The following is a 16,978-nucleotide window of genomic DNA, read 5'->3' as shown; positions in this document are numbered from 1 at the left end:
ACCTGGACTTGTGAAAAAGGAAACGCCCTACCGCGCCATTATCATAGATGATGATGAGCTGAGCCGAATGATCTTAGAACGCCACATAAAATCTACGCCTACTTTGGAGTTGCTGAAATCGTTTAACTCCAGCACTGAGGGCCTGGCCTGGCTTCTGAAAAACGAAGGCACCACCGACATTCTTTTCCTGGATGTGGAGATGCCCGAGATGACCGGCATTGAATTGTTGCGCACGCTGCCAACCCGGCCCCATACCATTCTCATCACGTCGCACAAAGACTTCGCGCTGCAGGCTTTTGAACTCCAGGTGGTGGATTATCTGCTCAAACCTGCCGATTTCGCGCGTTTTACCCAGGCCGTTTTGAACACCATTGCCCGCCTGGAAACCAGCCAACCCACGGCTGCGCCCCAGCAGGCCGCCGCCCAGCCAGATGAACTGTTTGTGAAAGTGGACAACAAAATTGTGAAGCTGAACCTGAACAGCATTGGGTTTATTGAGGCGCGCGGTGATTACGTGGTCATCAACACAGACCAAAAAAAGCACATTGTCTATACCACCATGAGCGCCATTGACCAGAAATTGCCGCCAGAGCAGTTTTTGCGCATTCACCGGTCGTTTATCATCAATCTCAAGAAAATTGAGCTCATTGAAGATGACTCTGTGCTGATGCAGGACAAATACATTCCTATTGGCGGGTCTTACCAGGCCAAATTCTACAGCCGCATCAACAAGCTGTAAAAGAACTCTACTCCCACTTCTAGTCGCCTGTTTTCGGGCTCATTTTCAGAAATGAGCCCGAAAACAGGCGATTTCTTTTGCCGGTATTTTTACTTTTACTAAATTGAACAAACGTTCAATCATTTATGAATTCACGCAAAACCCAGCGCGAGACCAGCGCCCAAACCATTCAGGAAGCCGCTTTAAAATTGTTTTCTGAGCAGGGCTTTGACAAGACGTCCATTCGGCAGATTGCCCAGGAGGCGAACATCTCCCTGGGCTTGCTGTACAATTACTTCAAAAGCAAAGAGGAGCTGCTGCACGCCCTGCTGGTGAACGGACGGAAAGAACTGCAAAGCCCCCAAGATACTCCTGAAGGCCTCTCCCCGTTTCAAGCCCTGGAACAGTTTGTGCGCAACACCGCCCGCCAGGTAGAAACAAACCCCGGTTTCTGGCGCTTGCAGTTTGGGCTAAAGTTGCAGGCCAGCGTGTTGCCGGGCCTTGCCCAGGAATTGAAACTGGAGCACCAGAAAACGCTGCGCCAGGTAACGCAACTGTTGGCCGCTGCCGGTTCTACTTCCCCTTCTGCTGAGGCCGCGCTCCTATTGGCTACCCTGGACGGAATTCTGCAGCATTCTCTGGTGGACGCGGGGTTTCCGTTGCAAGATGTGTTGATCAGGTATTTGCTTCAACTCAAAAATCACTTGCAGGCGTAAAGCCGTTTTGGGTCTCATTTTCAGAAATGAGCCCCAAAACGGACGTTTAGCGGAGCAAATCTATATGCAGAAAACTAAATTTATGATTTTTCACAACCGGTGCTTGCATAAGAAAATTTAACACTGCATATTTGCACCATCAAAAACGAAACAGCTGGTTTCATTTGTTTTTGGTCCGGTAGTTCAGTTGGTTAGAATGCCGCCCTGTCACGGCGGAGGTCGCGGGTTCGAGTCCCGTCCGGACCGCATAAAAAGCCTGTAAGAGAAATCTTGCAGGCTTTTTTGTTTTTAAGGCTTCCACGCCTAGCCTTCCTCCTTAAGTTGAGAATTCTCACGGATGTTCGGCTGCGTTTTCGGGTTCATTTCTGGAAATGAGCCCGAAAACGACTTTTAGCCAATCTATTTAAAGCAGCATGCCTTTCTGGTGAAGCCAGTCAAAGATAAGCTGGTCCACAAGTGACACTTTTTCGCGGTCTGCGTAGGAAAGCCACACCACCTCCTCTATCTCATGGGCGGCCGCGATGCTTCCAGAAAAGGCCGCGTTGTAGCAGGTCATTTTCACCTCCACGCCGTCTGGGTGCGCATCGGCCTGCGCCTGGAACGTGCCCACGTAACGGGCTTCCTTTTCTTTCAGGTCCACTGATAATTCCTCTTTGATTTCGCGGGCCAGCGCCATGAAATCTGTCTCCCCAGGTTCACGCTTGCCACCGGGAATGTAATATTTGTGGCGGCCTTTGCTGCGGGTGCTCAGTATTCTCCCGTGTTGCAGTTCTATCCAGGCCAGCTTGTCTATAATTGCCATGCGGTGATTGGGTCAGCAGGAAAGATAAGTGCTTTCTTGATAAGATGGGCTCCGAGGCAAGGCTGTTCTAGGGGAAAAGAACCAATTCCTGTTTTCAGGCTCATTTCCAGAAATGGAGCCGAAAACAGAAATTCGGCATCCTTAAACCGATAGTTGCGCCAAATCGCTTAATACCGGGGGTCTTTCTGAAACGGCAGCTTCGCCATTTTCTCCACTTCCATGCTGGGAAACCCGAATTCCTCCACCACTTTGCCATACAGTAAATATACGCCGTTGCCTTTAAACGGCCAGGCCTGGAGGCTAGGCGGGAAATGCACCGTGTCAAAGAAATCGCCGGCGCAGTCCAGGAACGTGCCGAACTGCATGACTTCGCCGCGCACGGTGCGCACGTATTTGGTGGCGACCAGAATGCCCATCATGCGCACCTTCTGTCCCACAAATGCCAGTAAATCTTTGGCGGGCACGTCGCCGCGTTCCTGGGTCTGGAGCATTTCAAAATACGTGCAAGACACCGGGAAGCCCAATAACTCCATTTCGTCATAGGCGTCTTCTACCAGCGTGTGACAGAGCGTGGGCAGCGTGAAGGTTTTGACCGGGGCCTGAAACAAAAGCTCACTGCCGTGCGCCGCTACTTTATGGCCCAACTGCAGATGCGCCTCCCAGAGCAATGTTTTTTTGCCCTGTCCCGTGAACCGCAGCGCCTGCACCCGCGCCAAAATCAGGAGTTGCTCCAGCGAAACCTGTGTGCGCCGAATGAACTCCTGCAGGCTCGCGTACAAACCATTTTCCTCGCGCTCAGCCACAATTCTGAACGCCAGTTTCTGCTCCAGGTTCTGCACGTGCACCAAGCCCAAATAAACATCTGTGCCCGTGATGGACGTGTAATAAGTACTCTGGTTCACGCAGGGCAAATGCAGGTTGCCGCCGGCTTTCTGGGTCTGCTGCACGTACACCCACGTCCGGTAAAACCCCCCGAAGTTGTTGATGACCGCCACCATAAATTCCAGCGGATAATACGTCTTCAGGAACAAACTCTGGTAACTCTCCACCGCAAATGAAGCCGAATGCGCCTTAGAAAACGAGTACCCCGCAAACGACTCCACCTGCCGCCAAACTTCTTTGGTGATGTGCTCTGGGTAGCCTTTGGCTCGGCAGTTGTCGAAGAATTTGTCCACCAGTTTCTGGAACTCCGCCTTGGACCGGTACTTGCCGCTCATGCCCCGGCGGAGTACATCGGCGTCCGCCAAATCCAGCCCGGCAAAATGGTGGCAGACTTTAAGCACGTCTTCCTGGTAGACCATCACGCCGTAGGTTTCGCCTAGCTGCTCGGCCATGACCGGGTGCAGGTGCTCAATCTTGCCGGGGTCATGGAATCGCTGGATGTAGGCCTTCATCATGCCGCTTTTGGCAACGCCCGGCCGAATGATGGAACTGGCGGCCACCAGACTCAGGTAATGGTCACACCGGAGTTTCTTAAGCAGTCCCCGCATGGCCGGGCTCTCAATATAGAAACAGCCAATGGTATCACCTGACCTCAGTTGTTCCTTTACTTTTTCGTCTGTCTTGAACTTGGCTACCTCATGCGCATCTACCTTTATGCCCTGGTTTTTCTGCACCAACTGCACGCACTCTTTGATATGCCCAATGCCGCGCTGGCTCAGAATGTCCAGCTTCTCAAAGCCAATTCTCTCGGCCACGTACATATCCCACTGCGCGGTAGGCAGGCCTTTGGGCGGCATGTCCAGCGCGGTGTAGTTATAGATAGACTCCTCTGAAATCAGCACGCCGCCCGCATGGATGCTGCGCACGTTGGGGAAATCTTGGAGCAGTTGGCCGTACCGAAAGATTTCTTTGGTGAGGCGGTTGGCGTTGCCGGGCGCCTTGGGTTGCTCCACCAGCGCATCCAGTTCGGTTTTGGGGAGACCGTAGACTTTGCCCAGTTCGCGCAGAATGGAGCTCTGCTGAAACGTGACCATGGCGCCCATCAAAGCGGTGTGTTCCTTGCCGTAGCGTTTGAAGATGTAGTCCAGCACCTCGTCGCGTTCGTCCCAACTAAAATCAATGTCGAAGTCAGGTGGCGAGGTTCGTTTGGGGTTCAGGAAGCGCTCAAAATACAAGTCCAGCTCAATGGGGTCCACGTCAGTGATGCCCAGGCAATACGCCACCACGCTGTTAGCCCCGCTCCCCCGTCCTATGTGGTAAAAATTGCGTTTTTTGGCGTAGCTGATAACATCTTCAGTAATCAGGAAATACGCGCCAAACTCCAGCTTTTCAATGATATCTAGTTCATGCAGCACCCGCTGATGGGCCGTCTTATTGCCTCTGCCGTATCTTCGACCGACTCCGTCTAGGGCCAGTTTTTTGAGCAGCGCAATGTCTTCGCGAGCGCAAGTGGTGAAGTAAAGTTTGTTGCGGCGTTTCTTAAAATCGAAGGAAAACGCATTTTCCTGGGCCAGTTGTTGCGCGTTTTTTAGCAGTTCCGGATACAGGTCGCACTGTCGGCGCAGTTGGTCCCAGGGCTGGAAACAGGCATCCTCGGCCAGGCCGTGGTCTGGCTGCAGTTGGCTCAGTAGAATATTATGGTCAATGGCTCTAAGGTGGCGGTGGAGCGCGAAGCCCTCAGGATTTCGGCAGGTAAAGCGCGGGTAGAGCAGCAGGCGCAGGTTTTTCTTCCGGAAATCTGAGAACAGCAGCTGGTTGAGTTCTGCCGGTTGCACGCCCAGGTACTCGTTCTCGCGGAGCGGATGTTTCTGGTCCAGTTCTTTGGCTCGATTGAACGGAAAAATAATAACGGCATGGTTAAAAGCAGGCGGCAATTCAGGCACTTGCTGGTGTTGGAGCAGATAAGTGCTCAGGAATTCGTTCAATTCCCGCAAGCCTTGCTGGTTCTGCGCGATGCCCGTGTACACCCAGCGGTTGCCGCGCCTAAACTCAATGCCCACCAAGGGTGCCAGCCCCTGCACCAGACACGCCTGTACAAACGGGAAAATACCGGAGGTGGAATTAATATCCGTCAGCGTCAGCGCCAAGTAGCCTTGTTTCTTGGCTTCGGCGGCCAACTCCTCCACGGAGAGCGTACCGTAGCGAAGACTGAAATACGAATGGACGAAGGCGATCATTTTGTGGTGGTATCAAGTAGCAGGTAGCAAGACTTCTGTTTTTGGCTTCGTTTCTGAAATTGAGCCCGAAAACGGAAATTGCTGAAATCCCCTCTCCCGCTGGGAGAGGGTTAGGGTGAGGGAGATTTTTCGGGCAGAGCGGAAGGTGGTGTAGTAATGGCTATCGGCGGAGACACTCGTAGGAGCTGCGCACACTACGAGGTCTTTTGAGCAAGCGTTTGTCGGTTCCTCAGCCTTAGAGACAAGGCAGTGCCTGGTCTCTACAAAAACCTCTGCCGCAAGTTTAGCAGCAGCGTAACTTGTGGCTGCACACGTTGTAAGTTTATAAACTTACGTGAGTTGATAAACTCACCAGGTTGGTTACCACAAGTTACGCTAACGCTAAACTTGCGGCAGGAAAGTGCAGGAAGGCCACACCTTCTGTTTTCGTCTCCATTTCCAGAAATGAGCCCGAAAACAGAAATCTCCCATCTCCAAGTTTTTACATCCCCACATTAGCACATCAGCACATTAAACGCCCACTGCCCGTAGCACTGAGGCCTCGCCGTAGCGGAATCTGATTTTGTCCATGGCCTGGTAGAGGCTGGCGAGTTGGGCGGTGTCCTCAAAGAGGTCAATCTGCTGGAAGCCTTGCACCAAGTGGCTCAGCCGAACGCCCAGGAGCCGGATGAGGAGCCGCCGGTTGTAGAGTTTCTTGAAGAGCTCTTTGGCTTTATTAATAAGAATATGGTCTGCCGCGTTGTAGGGAATGGAGATCTGCTGGGTGTGGGTGTCAAAGTTGGCGTAGCGAATCTTGACCGTGATGCAGCCGGTGAGTTTGCCCTGTTTGCGGAGCTCAAAGGCCAGGCCCTCGGTCATGGTCACCAGCAGGTTGTTCAGGAAATGGATATCGGTGGTATCGGTGGCGAAGGTTTGCTCCGTGCTGATGGATTTCTGCTCAGAATACGGCACCACGGGGGCGCGGTCAATGCCATTGGCCTTCTCCCAGATGTGCACGCCTTCTTTGCCCAGCACTTTCTGCATCATCTCCACCGGAACCATGGTGAGCACTTCAATGGTAGGAATGCCCATGTTGCGCAGCAGCTGGTAGTTCTTCTGCCCCACGCCCGGGATCTTCCTGATGGAAAGCGGCGCCAGAAACGGCTTTACCTCCGGGGCGCTCACCTGCAGCGCGCCGTTAGGCTTAGCCTGCCCGGTGGCAATTTTAGAAACCGTTTTGTTCACCGAGAGCCCGAAGGAAATAGGCAAACCCGTCTCTTTCATAATGGTCTGCCGAAGCTCGTTGGTCCATTGCCAGGTGCCGTGGAACCGGTCCATGCCGGTCACATCTAGGTAATGCTCGTCAATGGAGGCTTTCTCGTAGACCGGCGCGCGGTCGGCAATGACCTGGGTCACTTTCTGCGAATGCTCACTGTAGGCTTCCATGTCGCCGCGCAGCACCAGCGCCTCTGAGCAGAGCTGTCGGGCCATTTTCATGGGCATGCCGGCGTGCACCCCGAAGAAGCGCGTCTCATAACTGCAACTGGCCACCACGCCCCTGTCTGAGAGGCCGCCAATAATAATGGGCTTGTTCTGCAGCTGCGTATTCCGCAACCGCTCCACCGACACGAAAAACGTGTCTAGATCCAAATGGGCAATGGTTCTCTTGTCTTGTACCAACATATTTCCTCCCGTTTTAGCTAAGAATTGCTCTGGTTAAAAAGCTAATTATTTTAGCAAATACGGAGGATTAATATAGAAAAGCTAAATATATTAGATTTATTTATTCACATATTTACTAACATAGTTAGCTTTTGCTAATACTTCTAGGCTGCCTTTAAGATTGATTAACGAATCCTGTGGTGGAACTTCGGAAGAGAAATCAATCTTGGCCGAGGAGGAAATTCAAATCATACCACACACTAGCAGAAACAGTTACGCAGATAAAGCAGGCAGTGTGAAACGCCTGAAGTGTCATATTGACCGCCATCAGGAAAGAAAGGAAAAAACGTTTTCGGCTTCAATTCTGAAAACGAGCCCAAAAACGGAAGGCAGCGCAAACTACGCTTCCGTATCAAGACGCATCAACTATTCATGTTTCTCTCTTGGAAAGATCTCAGCCTAGAACTTGAAAAGCGATCATTAGGCTTTATCACCATTTGCCGCCGAGATGCTTTCAGGAGGCCAAAGTGAGGAGTTTATCTTTCTTACTTACTTAGAATTGAGGGCGGGCGCAACGTAGTTACCTAAAACACTTTCATACTCGTCAATGGCGCGCACCACCATTTGCCGATGGTCATAGGGCTGAAGCACTTCCATCCACTGTTTCTCACGGAGTTTGTCATCTAGCCAGATGTCCTCGGCGTGGGGCGTGAGAATGACGGGCATGCGGTCGTGGTACGGTTGCACAGCAGAGTTAGCGGCAGTGGTAATGATGGAAAAGTAGCGGTTCAGCTCGCCGGTGTCATGATGCACACTTTCGCGCCAAAGCCCGGCCAACCCGAAGGGCTCTTCGTCTTTGAGCGTAAACCGATATTTCTGCTTCACGGGTTTGGCTTTCTTGGCCCGCTTTTTCTCGGCCTCACTTCTGATGGGGTTCCCGAACAAGTCCAGCCCCAGCGGTGCCTCAGGCTCAAGAGCTTGTTCCGCCTCCTCTTCCTCCAGTTCCTTCCACTCAAAAAAGCCGTCAATGGGAATGATACAGCGGTGACGCGGCAGCAGGGCCCTGAACCTGGGAATGAACAGCAAGTTTTCCTGCCGGACATTAAAAGGAAGCGTAGGCTTGCCGTCTGTTTCTTTCTCCGGCGAAGCCCAGGTGGCCATCACCGCTTTCTCCTGGTGGGGCAGAATCACGGGCAACTGCTGCGAAGGCCGGGCGTCAAAATTCTTCTCAAACACCAGCCCCTCCAATTTGGCAGTGAAGCGATGTTCTTTGGGTAAATTCTTTCTGTTAACCGAGTAGCGGCCGCACATACGCGTAACGTTAAATAAAAAAGATTTCAAACGGCAGTTGTTGCTCCACCCAAGGTACAGACAACTTTTTAATAAGAGATATTATTGCCTCCAATTCATCTTCTGTTTTCGGGCTCATTTCCAGAAATGAGCCCGAAAACAGAAGCACAGATACGTAGCACAAAATCACCTATTATTTAAGAAAGAAGGTGAAAGAATTAGAATGAAATTTTCACGGTTTGCAAGAATATTCTAGTAATTCACTAGTTAAATGTAAAATACAACTCCTGCTAATTCGGTAGAAATAAAAAGCCTTTCCCTCTTTTAAATTACATTTCCTCTGGCAGGAGTTCTTTGTAGGTTCCGTCTGAATAGACCAACAGTACCTTGATAAGCTCCTTCTTCTGGTTACCTGACTTACTTACAACTGGCGAAGAAGCTTTCTTTGAGTTTTGAACTTTACCAGGAGTTACAGACTCTTGCTCTACTTCAGGCACTTCTTTCTGAGCGTCTGTAGCAGGTGAACCAGGTATAGGCTGCGCTACTATTTTCTTTAGCATTTCCCCTTGACCCAGTAAAAGCCAGGCAGGGTCCACGTCGGTAAACCTGGCCAGTATCTTCTGCACCACCTCCAGGCTCACCTTGTTTCGCTCCGATAAAATATGGCTCATGACAGGTCTGGCCACGCCTACTTCATCAGCAAACGCAGCCGGTCCCATCCCAAGCCATTCCAGCAACTCTTTTATTTTAGGCAGTAAATCACTCATGCCATTTTTGGTAACGCATTATTTAAAAATGAAGAAAGAGTTTAAACCAAATCGTCCATCCACCTTTTTCTTAGGCTTCAGCCTGCCGCCCCACAGCAAGCGTTGCTTTAAGCAATCGGTTCAACTTTCTTATTAACTGCAACTTACCACCACATCCTACCAATTCAATACCTCTTTCATTTTTACAAATTAACATATTTAAACCTTGTTTACAATTGTAAAACAAATGTAAACTCAAGCAAACCAATAGCTCCTTCTAAGAACCAAACCAGCCAGCCAGCCTATTACTACTCTTTTCCCTTCAACTTTGCTTTCACACTTTCATAATCCAGAGCATCTATCCTTACTAGGTGTGAAACTCAATTTCTGTTAACCGTCAAAACACAAAGGAGCCAGCATCATAACGGAGCAATTATGGCGTTGGCATGCCCTTTAGATTTGGGCTTCCGCTTACTGCCTGTTCCATAATGCAAAGAAGCACGTTACCATTTGCTTTATCCTATGAAAATCGAATTTGTAATTTTAACAGACAAGATTTAGTTGAAAACGAAATTCGACCAGCCATAAAAAAAGGATGCTCAAAATTTGAGCATCCTTTTGAAAAAATATTGAAGAATGGCTTTTTACAACTCTTCTGTTATTTATCCAAAATAGGCATTCGCCAAATCTTGGTCATGTTTGTAGATATCATCTCTGAAATGGACGGCTCCGTTGTCATCTACCCAAGCTGTGAAATACACTATATAGACCGGTACTTTCGCCGATAAATTTACGTATTTTTCCTGACCTCCGTGCATGGCGGCTTTGATGGTAGAAGGTGTCCATTGCTTCTGGTCTTTCAATAGATACTGGGCAAACTCAAACGGTTTCTCAATTCTAATACAACCATGGCTAAAGCCCCGGGTGGCCTGGTTAAACAGGTGGTCAGAAGGCGTGTCATGCAGGTACACATTGTGCTCATTAGGGAAAATGAATTTCACAAAACCAAGCGGGTTCTTTTTACCGGGGCGCTGGCGCACACGGTACTTGAAATCTTTGTCCACTGAGTACCAATCAACAGAGTTTGTAGGAATAATCTCCACTTTGTCATTGCCAATGTCTTTCACAAGTTCCATGTCATTGGAGGCAAGGTAATTGGGATTTTTGGCTTGGGCCGGGGCAATTTCCTCCTCTAAAATCTGCGGGGTGATGTTCCAGTACGGGTAGAACACAATGTATTCCAGTTTGTCACTGAACACGGGTGTGGCGTGCATCTCTTTCCCCACTACCACTTTCATAGACAGCACTTCTTTGCCTTTCTCCATCACGTGCATGCCGTATTCCGGAATGTTCACCAGCACGTATTTGTCTTCAAAGCGTTTAGGTACCCAGCGCCAGCGTTCCATGTTAATGATAATCTGGTCAATGCGGTCTTCCACGGATACATTCAGTTTCTTGAGGGTCTCCCCACCTACCACGCCGTCTGGCTTCAATCCGTGCCGGATCTGAAAGTTTTTCACGGCGTCGGCCAATTCAGGGTCATACTGGTTCGCACCGGCTTTCCCCACGGCTTGCTTGCCCAGCACCCGTTGCCGAAGCGCGACTACGGCTTGTGAAGAATCGCCAGGCTTCAAAGTTTTGGGAGCATCTATGCGGGGCCATCCACCCTCCTGCTTGGCCAAACGGTATTGTTTCAGGGCTTCGCGCAGCTTAATATACCCTGGGTGCAAGGCTTCAAATTCATAGTAAGGATACCGGCTTTCGCGCTCCTTTAAAATGGTTTGCAGGGCTTTGTGCAGCTTGATTTTGTTTCGCTTCACTTCCCACTCAATGTTGTCCATGCTGCGCGGATTGACCGTGCCTTTGTAGAAATCTGACGCATAATTAAAGTAAGAGGCCGTTAAGGACACATCAATCTCTTTTTGTAGTGCGTGGCGGCTGGAGTCATTGGGGGTTTGCTCTAATTTCTTGAACATGGCCGGCAAATCTTTCACCATGTAGTCACGCGGGTTAAGGCCTTCTTCATGCGCCTGGTTAATTACCTCCATGAACTTGAAGGCTTGCGGCACCAAGGCACCATCTTTAAACCAGGCAAACTTATAGCCACGCTCGCGGTAAAACAGTTTTAAAAGGGAAATGTGCTCTTTGAACTCCGGTTCGGTGCTGGCGTACTTCACTACGTACACGCTGTCGGTCTGCTGCGGGAAATTCTGCGCGGCGGCTTTGGCTTCTTTCTGCTTCTGCTTCTCACCAGACTTGGCGCAGGCAGACAGCACGAGCAAGCCCAGCATCATACATAGAAAGAAGAAGGGGTAGGTCTTGTTTGATTTCATACGGGTTGTCCCTATCATATTAATTTGGTACTTATACTAAAATTCAAGTGAAAATGTTTGAAAGCTTACCAGGTTGAGAATTGTATGCAAGCCAGAAGGCTCCGCAGAATATAGCCACAGCCCTATTTTTATTATGGACCTGGCAGGATTGCCTAAAAAATTTAAAGAATGGCCGTAAGCTGTACCAGTAAATCTTTCGGTTTGAGCTTAATCTAAGGTTTAGCCCATTTGAATTACTCCTTACAACATTCATGCTAATTGTAATTTTATAATATGAATTTTACTAAAGACCCCCATTCCCATGCGTGCCCGATAGAAGCAGTCATCACTCATGTAGATTGGCTACTGACAGTTGATTTTGAAGAGAAAAAGATTGCTGGGCGGGGCAGTTACCAGATACAGCATCAAAATGCTTCAGAAATAATTCTAGACGTGAAGGGCCTGGTCATTGAAAAAGTGGAGCTGGAACCACAGAGCTCTACCCCTGTTTTCTGGCTCTCAGAACCAGATTCCATTCTGGGCCAAGGCCTGCATATACCATTGGAAGCCCAAACAAAGCGAGTGCATATCTCTTTTTCCTCCACTCAAGACTCAGCCGCGTTGCAATGGCTGTCTCCGGAGCAGACCGCCGGCAAAACAGATCCATTTTTGTTCACGCAGTCACAGGCCATTCTGGCGCGCACCTGGTTGCCCTGCCAGGACAGCCCGGGCATTAGGTTCACTTACACAGCGAAGGTCACGGTGCCCACGCATTTACTGCCTTTGATGAGCGCCCAGAACCCGCAGGAGAAAAACAGCAGCGGCACTTACCATTTTATAATGGAACGGCCTATGCCTTCTTACCTGCTCTCTCTGGCGGTGGGCGACCTGCAGTTTAAACCATTGGGCGAGCGTTGCGGTGTGTATGCGGAGCCCAGCATTATTGAAGCCGCTGCCCAGGAGTTTCTGGACACAGAAAACATGCTTGAGGCTGCCGAAACGCTTTACGGACCTTACCTCTGGGGACGGTATGATTTGCTGGTGCTGCCGCCTAGTTTCCCGTTTGGCGGAATGGAAAACCCTATGCTCACCTTCGCCACGCCCACTATCATCACCGGTGATAAATCGTTGACGTCGCTGGTGGCGCATGAGCTGGCGCATTCGTGGTCGGGGAATTTGGTGACCAACGCCACCTGGAATGATTTCTGGCTGAACGAAGGCTTCACGGTGTATTTTGAGCGCAGAATCATGGAGGCCTTGTACGGCGAAGACTACGCGCACATGCTGCACGTGCTGGGCTACCACGACCTGTTGCAAACCCTGGAGGAATTAAAGCACACCCCTGAAGACACGCACCTCAAACTGCAACTGGAAAACCGCGACCCAGACGAAGGCCTCACCGAAATTGCCTATGAAAAAGGAAACCTGTTCCTGTGCCACCTGGAGGCGCTGTTAGGCAGAGTTCGGTTTGACGCCTTCGTGACACAGTATTTCAACACGTATCAATTCAAATGCATTGACACCGCCAGTTTTGTCTCCATTTTGGAAAATGAGCTCATAAACGGAAATTCCGCCTTGCGGGACCAGATTAACTATGAGGCGTTCATCTTCCAACCCGGTATTCCGGCCGGCGTGGCGGTGCCTTCCTCCCAACGTTTCCACCAGGTTGAAACCCAAGTGCAGTTATGGCAACAAGGCACGGCCCCCGCAGAGTTGGAAACCGAAGCATGGAGCACGCATGAAATTCTGTACTTCCTGAAAAAAATGCCCAATACGCTTTCCACCGCGCAACTGCAGGAATTGGATGCCGCCTTCGGTTTTACCGCCTCCACCAATGCTGAGATTCAGGCCGCGTGGCTCCAACTGGCCATTGCGCACCAGTATGCCCCAGCTTTTCCGGCGCTGCAGGCGTTTCTGCTGCGGGTAGGCCGCCGAAAATTTGTCTTGCCGCTTTACAAAGCCCTGCTCGCCACCGAAGCCGGTACCCAGATGGCTCGGGAGATTTACCAGCAGGCCAAACCCGGGTACCATGCCGTCACTTTTTCATCCGTAGATGCGCTGCTGGCAAAATCATGAAAACCTGAGGCCCACAATTTTACGGTGAAGTAGATTTTTTCATGCCAGGAATCTGCGTTTTGACTATGGGTTTTTAAAGCCCGCTTGCTTACTTTACGCGTATATGCCCAGACATCAAACCAAGCGTACATGATTACACCAGAGTTGCTGCCCAAAGGGGTTTTGATTGCCATAGGAGGAAACGAGGACAAAGGCACCTTCCCCAAATCCAAGAAACAATTCCAGCTGAACTTTTTTGAGCTGGGGATTCTCAAGCGGGTAATTGACACCATGGGCGGCACGCAGGCCAAGATTGAAGTTATCACCACGGCCTCCATGATTCCCGAGGAAGTGGGAAACATGTACTTGCAGGCCTTCGGGGTGCTGGGGTGCCAAAACGTGGGCATCATGCACATACGCGAGGAAGCCGAGGTCAACCAGCCCCTGTACCTGGACCGGCTGCGGGCGGCCAACGGCGTCATGTTCTCGGGCGGCGACCAGTCAAGGCTGGCGCGCATTTTTTCGGGCACCGCCTTTCACCAGATTTTGCTGGACCGTTACCAGAAAGAAGAAGGCTTTGTGATTGCCGGCACCAGCGCCGGGGCCATGGCCATGTCAGATATTATGATCAAGGGCGGCAGCAGCTCCAGATCATTGCTGAAAGGAGCCGTGAAGTTGGATAGAGGTCTGGCCTTTCAGAAGAACGTGATTTTTGATTCGCACTTTGTGAAGCGCGGGCGGTTTGGGCGCTTGATGGAAGCCGTGGCCACGCACCCTTTCAAAATTGGCATTGGGCTGGGCGAAGACACCGGCGTTTTGATCAGTCAGGGAAATTACATTGAGACCATTGGGTCTAACTTAGTTATTGTAGTGGACGGGCACCACATCAAGCACAACAATACGGACTACGTCACGCCGGGCACGCCCCTTTCCATTGAAAACATGCTGGTGCATGTGCTGGCCATTGGCAACTACTATGATATTAGGGAACGCAAGTTCTGCCATAAACAAAATCCTACGCAAGAGTAATTTCCGTTTTCGGGCTCATTTCTGAAAATGAGCCCGAAAACGGAAATTTTATTCCTGGTAAATAGCCACCACGGGTTCCAGGCCCGCCACCCAGGCGGCCCGGTACATGCCCTCTGAGTTGAACGGCATGGCCACTTCCCCGGCGCCTGAAACGGCTACCAACCCGCCTTCGCCGCCAATGGGTTTCAATTTCTGCTGCACTACCACGTCACAGGCTTGCGCCAGACTCAGGCCTTTGTATTCCATTAAACAAGAGATGTCATAGGCCACCACGTGGCGGATGAAAAACTCGCCATGACCTGTGCAGGAAATAGCGCAGGTTTTATTATTGGCGTAGGTGCCGGCCCCAATCACGGGGCTGTCGCCAATGCGGTTGAAGTTCTTGTTGGTCATGCCACCGGTTGACGTTGCCGCCGCTAAATTACCCGCCTGGTCCAGCGCCACCGCCCCAACCGTCCCAAATTTTTTCTCCTTAGTTTCGGTGTGGTCCAGCATGTACACGTCAGAATCTCGCAGGGCTTGCCACTGTTCATAGCGCTGTTGGGTGAAGAAATAGTCGTCGGGCTCAAAGGCCAGGCCTTGGTTGCGGGCAAACTCCTCGGCGCCCTGGTGGCTAAGGAACACGTGGTCAGAGAAATGGAGAATGCGGCTGGCCAGAGAAATGGGGTTGCGCACATTCTTCACGCCAGTCACCGCCCCAGCCTCCAATGTTTTCCCGCACATCATGGCGGCGTCCATCTCATGCTTGCCCACTTTGTTGAACACAGAACCTTTGCCGGCGTTGAAGAGCGGGCAGTCTTCCAGGGCCACCACGGTGGCCTCTACCGCCGCCAGCGCCGTGGCACCCTGCCTTAACAGGTCATAGCCAATGGTGAGGGCTTGTTGCAGCGCGGTCCGGTAGGCACGGTCCAGTTCTGGGGTGAGGGAGCCTTTGGTAATGGTGCCGGCCCCGCCGTGGAGCGCTATGGAAAAAGGGTTGGTTGCGGTCATACAGGTGTTGAATTTGGGTCTTGTGCGGAAGGAGAATTCTGAGCGTTTTCTGCTACCGTGCAGGGAATCAGAAACCTAAGGAATTCTTGAAATTTAAGTGACTTCCCCGGAATCTAAACGCGCTATTGTTTGTATATTTGTGTAGATACTTTACTAATTTTAAAATTACCATTATGTCTTTTGATGTACAGGGAAGATTGCACGAAATCTTTGATGAAACGCAAGTGAGCGAGAAATTCCGGAAGCGCGAGTTCGTGCTGGAAATCCCAGACGGCTCTTATACGCAATATGCCAAATTTCAGCTTACCCAGGATAAGTGCGGTATTCTTGACAACTACAAAACAGGCGATGAAGTGAAAGTGGCCTTTAACCTGAGCGGCAAACCGTTCACCAAAAACGGCACCACCATGTACTTCACCAACCTGCAGGCCTGGCGCGTGGAGCATGCCAGCAACGGCGCCCCGCAAGCACAAGGTGGCGGTAACGCCGGGTACGCCCAGGCACCGCAGCCTGCCAAGTCCAGTTCCTTCATTAGTGATGACATGGACAACGACCTTCCTTTCTAAGCACTAACTTTTTAGAATAACCATAGAATGCGGCCCGTTTCGGGTCGCATTTTTTATGTTGGCGGCCCCTAGTTTTCAGAAAAGCACCTAAGCCAGCCAAAAATCCGTAGGCGGAGAAACAGAAGCCGTTGGAATTGAATTACATGACCCACCCAGACAAAGAAAAGATCATCATAATCACCGGGGCCAGCTCTGGCCTGGGCAAAGCCGCCACTGAGGCTCTGGCCCGCCAGGGTGCCCTGGTAGCCATGGTCTGCCGCAACCGCGAGAAAGGCGAAAAAGCCATCACCGATATTAAATCAAAGGTGCCCCACGCCAATCTACAGTTACACCTGGCCGATTTGTCTTCACTGGACCAGGTGCGGGCGTTGGCCCAAGAATTACAAGCGGCTTACCCGGTCATAGATGTGCTTATCAACAACGCCGGGCTCATCCCTGGCTTGCAGCAGACCACCATTGAGGGCTACGAGGTCTCCTGGGTAACCAACCACCTGGCTCCTTTCCTGCTGACCAATCTTTTGATGGACAACCTGCTAAAAGCCCAGCAGGGCCGCGTGATCACCGTAAGTTCTGAGGCGCACCGCATTGGCAAGATTGATTTCGACAATGCCGGCAACCCCCAGCATTACAGTGCGGTCACCGCTTACGCAGACTCAAAACTGGCCAACATTCTGTTCACCTATGAACTGGCCCGCCGTTCTGAGTTCACATCTCTCACTGTGAATACCTTGCACCCCGGCGTGGTGGCCACTAATTTTGGAAGCAACAGCAGCATTTTTATCAGGCTCATTTACAAATTAGGTAAACTGTTCATGAAATCGGCGGCCAATGGAGCGCAGACCATGGTGTATTTGGCTACTTCGCCAGAGGTAGAAGCTATCACGGGCAAATACTTTAAGAATAGCCAACCCAGACCTTCTTCGGCAGATTCCTGTAATGCGCACATCGCCCGCCGTTTGTGGGAATTGAGCGCGGAGCAAACCGGTTTCTAATC

The 16,978-nt window shown here is 50.9% G+C and carries 13 protein-coding genes and 1 tRNA gene; 7 read left to right on the top strand and 7 right to left on the bottom strand.

Features of this window, described 5'->3' with window-relative positions:
* Positions 1 to 10 precede the first annotated feature (10 nt).
* The 3 genes from IMY23_RS20275 (at position 11) to IMY23_RS04075 (ending at position 1,680) form a co-directional block, all read left to right on the top strand.
* On the top strand, positions 11 to 739 hold the full coding sequence (locus IMY23_RS20275; protein WP_192820865.1) for a LytTR family DNA-binding domain-containing protein: 729 nt from the start codon (positions 11 to 13) through the stop codon (positions 737 to 739).
* Between the two features lie 125 nt (positions 740 to 864).
* Positions 865 to 1,434, top strand: a complete 570-nt coding sequence (locus IMY23_RS04080; RefSeq protein ID WP_192820864.1) for a TetR/AcrR family transcriptional regulator — start codon at positions 865 to 867, stop codon at positions 1,432 to 1,434.
* A gap of 172 nt (positions 1,435 to 1,606) precedes the next feature.
* Positions 1,607 to 1,680, top strand: a tRNA-Asp gene (locus IMY23_RS04075).
* A gap of 157 nt (positions 1,681 to 1,837) precedes the next feature.
* Here the strand turns inward: IMY23_RS04075 and IMY23_RS04070 are convergent.
* From IMY23_RS04070 to IMY23_RS04045, 6 genes are all read right to left on the bottom strand, one after another.
* Positions 1,838 to 2,236, bottom strand: a complete 399-nt coding sequence (locus tag IMY23_RS04070) for an NUDIX domain-containing protein (protein WP_192820863.1) — start codon at positions 2,234 to 2,236, stop codon at positions 1,838 to 1,840.
* A 167-nt stretch (positions 2,237 to 2,403) separates the two neighbouring features.
* Positions 2,404 to 5,355 (bottom strand): DNA polymerase III subunit alpha, encoded by a 2,952-nt coding sequence (locus IMY23_RS04065; protein WP_192820862.1) that lies wholly within the window; start codon positions 5,353 to 5,355, stop codon positions 2,404 to 2,406.
* A 510-nt stretch (positions 5,356 to 5,865) separates the two neighbouring features.
* Complete coding sequence (gene dinB, locus IMY23_RS04060) at positions 5,866 to 7,017, bottom strand: DNA polymerase IV (protein ID WP_192820861.1); 1,152 nt, start codon at positions 7,015 to 7,017, stop codon at positions 5,866 to 5,868.
* A gap of 528 nt (positions 7,018 to 7,545) precedes the next feature.
* Entirely contained in the window at positions 7,546 to 8,337 is a 792-nt protein-coding gene (locus IMY23_RS04055) for an SOS response-associated peptidase (protein ID WP_192820860.1), read from the bottom strand.
* Positions 8,338 to 8,615: 278 nt separating this feature from the next.
* Positions 8,616 to 9,053, bottom strand: a complete 438-nt coding sequence (locus tag IMY23_RS04050) for a helix-turn-helix transcriptional regulator (protein WP_192820859.1) — start codon at positions 9,051 to 9,053, stop codon at positions 8,616 to 8,618.
* Between the two features lie 641 nt (positions 9,054 to 9,694).
* Positions 9,695 to 11,365, bottom strand: a complete 1,671-nt coding sequence (locus tag IMY23_RS04045; protein WP_192820858.1) for a murein L,D-transpeptidase — start codon at positions 11,363 to 11,365, stop codon at positions 9,695 to 9,697.
* Positions 11,366 to 11,638: 273 nt separating this feature from the next.
* Here IMY23_RS04045 and IMY23_RS04040 point away from each other — a divergent pair, with 273 nt between their 5' ends.
* On the top strand, positions 11,639 to 13,420 hold the full coding sequence (locus IMY23_RS04040; protein WP_192820857.1) for a M1 family metallopeptidase: 1,782 nt from the start codon (positions 11,639 to 11,641) through the stop codon (positions 13,418 to 13,420).
* Positions 13,421 to 13,549: 129 nt separating this feature from the next.
* Complete coding sequence (locus tag IMY23_RS04035; protein ID WP_192820856.1) at positions 13,550 to 14,428, top strand: cyanophycinase; 879 nt, start codon at positions 13,550 to 13,552, stop codon at positions 14,426 to 14,428.
* Between the two features lie 48 nt (positions 14,429 to 14,476).
* Here the strand turns inward: IMY23_RS04035 and IMY23_RS04030 are convergent, their stop codons facing one another.
* Complete coding sequence (locus IMY23_RS04030) at positions 14,477 to 15,418, bottom strand: isoaspartyl peptidase/L-asparaginase family protein (protein WP_192820855.1); 942 nt, start codon at positions 15,416 to 15,418, stop codon at positions 14,477 to 14,479.
* A 173-nt stretch (positions 15,419 to 15,591) separates the two neighbouring features.
* Here IMY23_RS04030 and IMY23_RS04025 point away from each other — a divergent pair, with 173 nt between their 5' ends.
* Together IMY23_RS04025 and IMY23_RS04020 are read left to right on the top strand one after the other, a co-directional pair.
* Complete coding sequence (locus tag IMY23_RS04025) at positions 15,592 to 15,984, top strand: DUF3127 domain-containing protein (protein ID WP_192820854.1); 393 nt, start codon at positions 15,592 to 15,594, stop codon at positions 15,982 to 15,984.
* Between the two features lie 143 nt (positions 15,985 to 16,127).
* Positions 16,128 to 16,976 (top strand): SDR family oxidoreductase, encoded by an 849-nt coding sequence (locus IMY23_RS04020; RefSeq protein ID WP_192825144.1) that lies wholly within the window; start codon positions 16,128 to 16,130, stop codon positions 16,974 to 16,976.
* The last annotated feature ends 2 nt before the right edge of the window (positions 16,977 to 16,978 follow it).

This window comes from Rufibacter sp. LB8 (genome assembly GCF_014876185.1).
Classification (GTDB): domain Bacteria; phylum Bacteroidota; class Bacteroidia; order Cytophagales; family Hymenobacteraceae; genus Nibribacter.
This window is presented reverse-complemented; position numbering and strand designations above follow the sequence as displayed.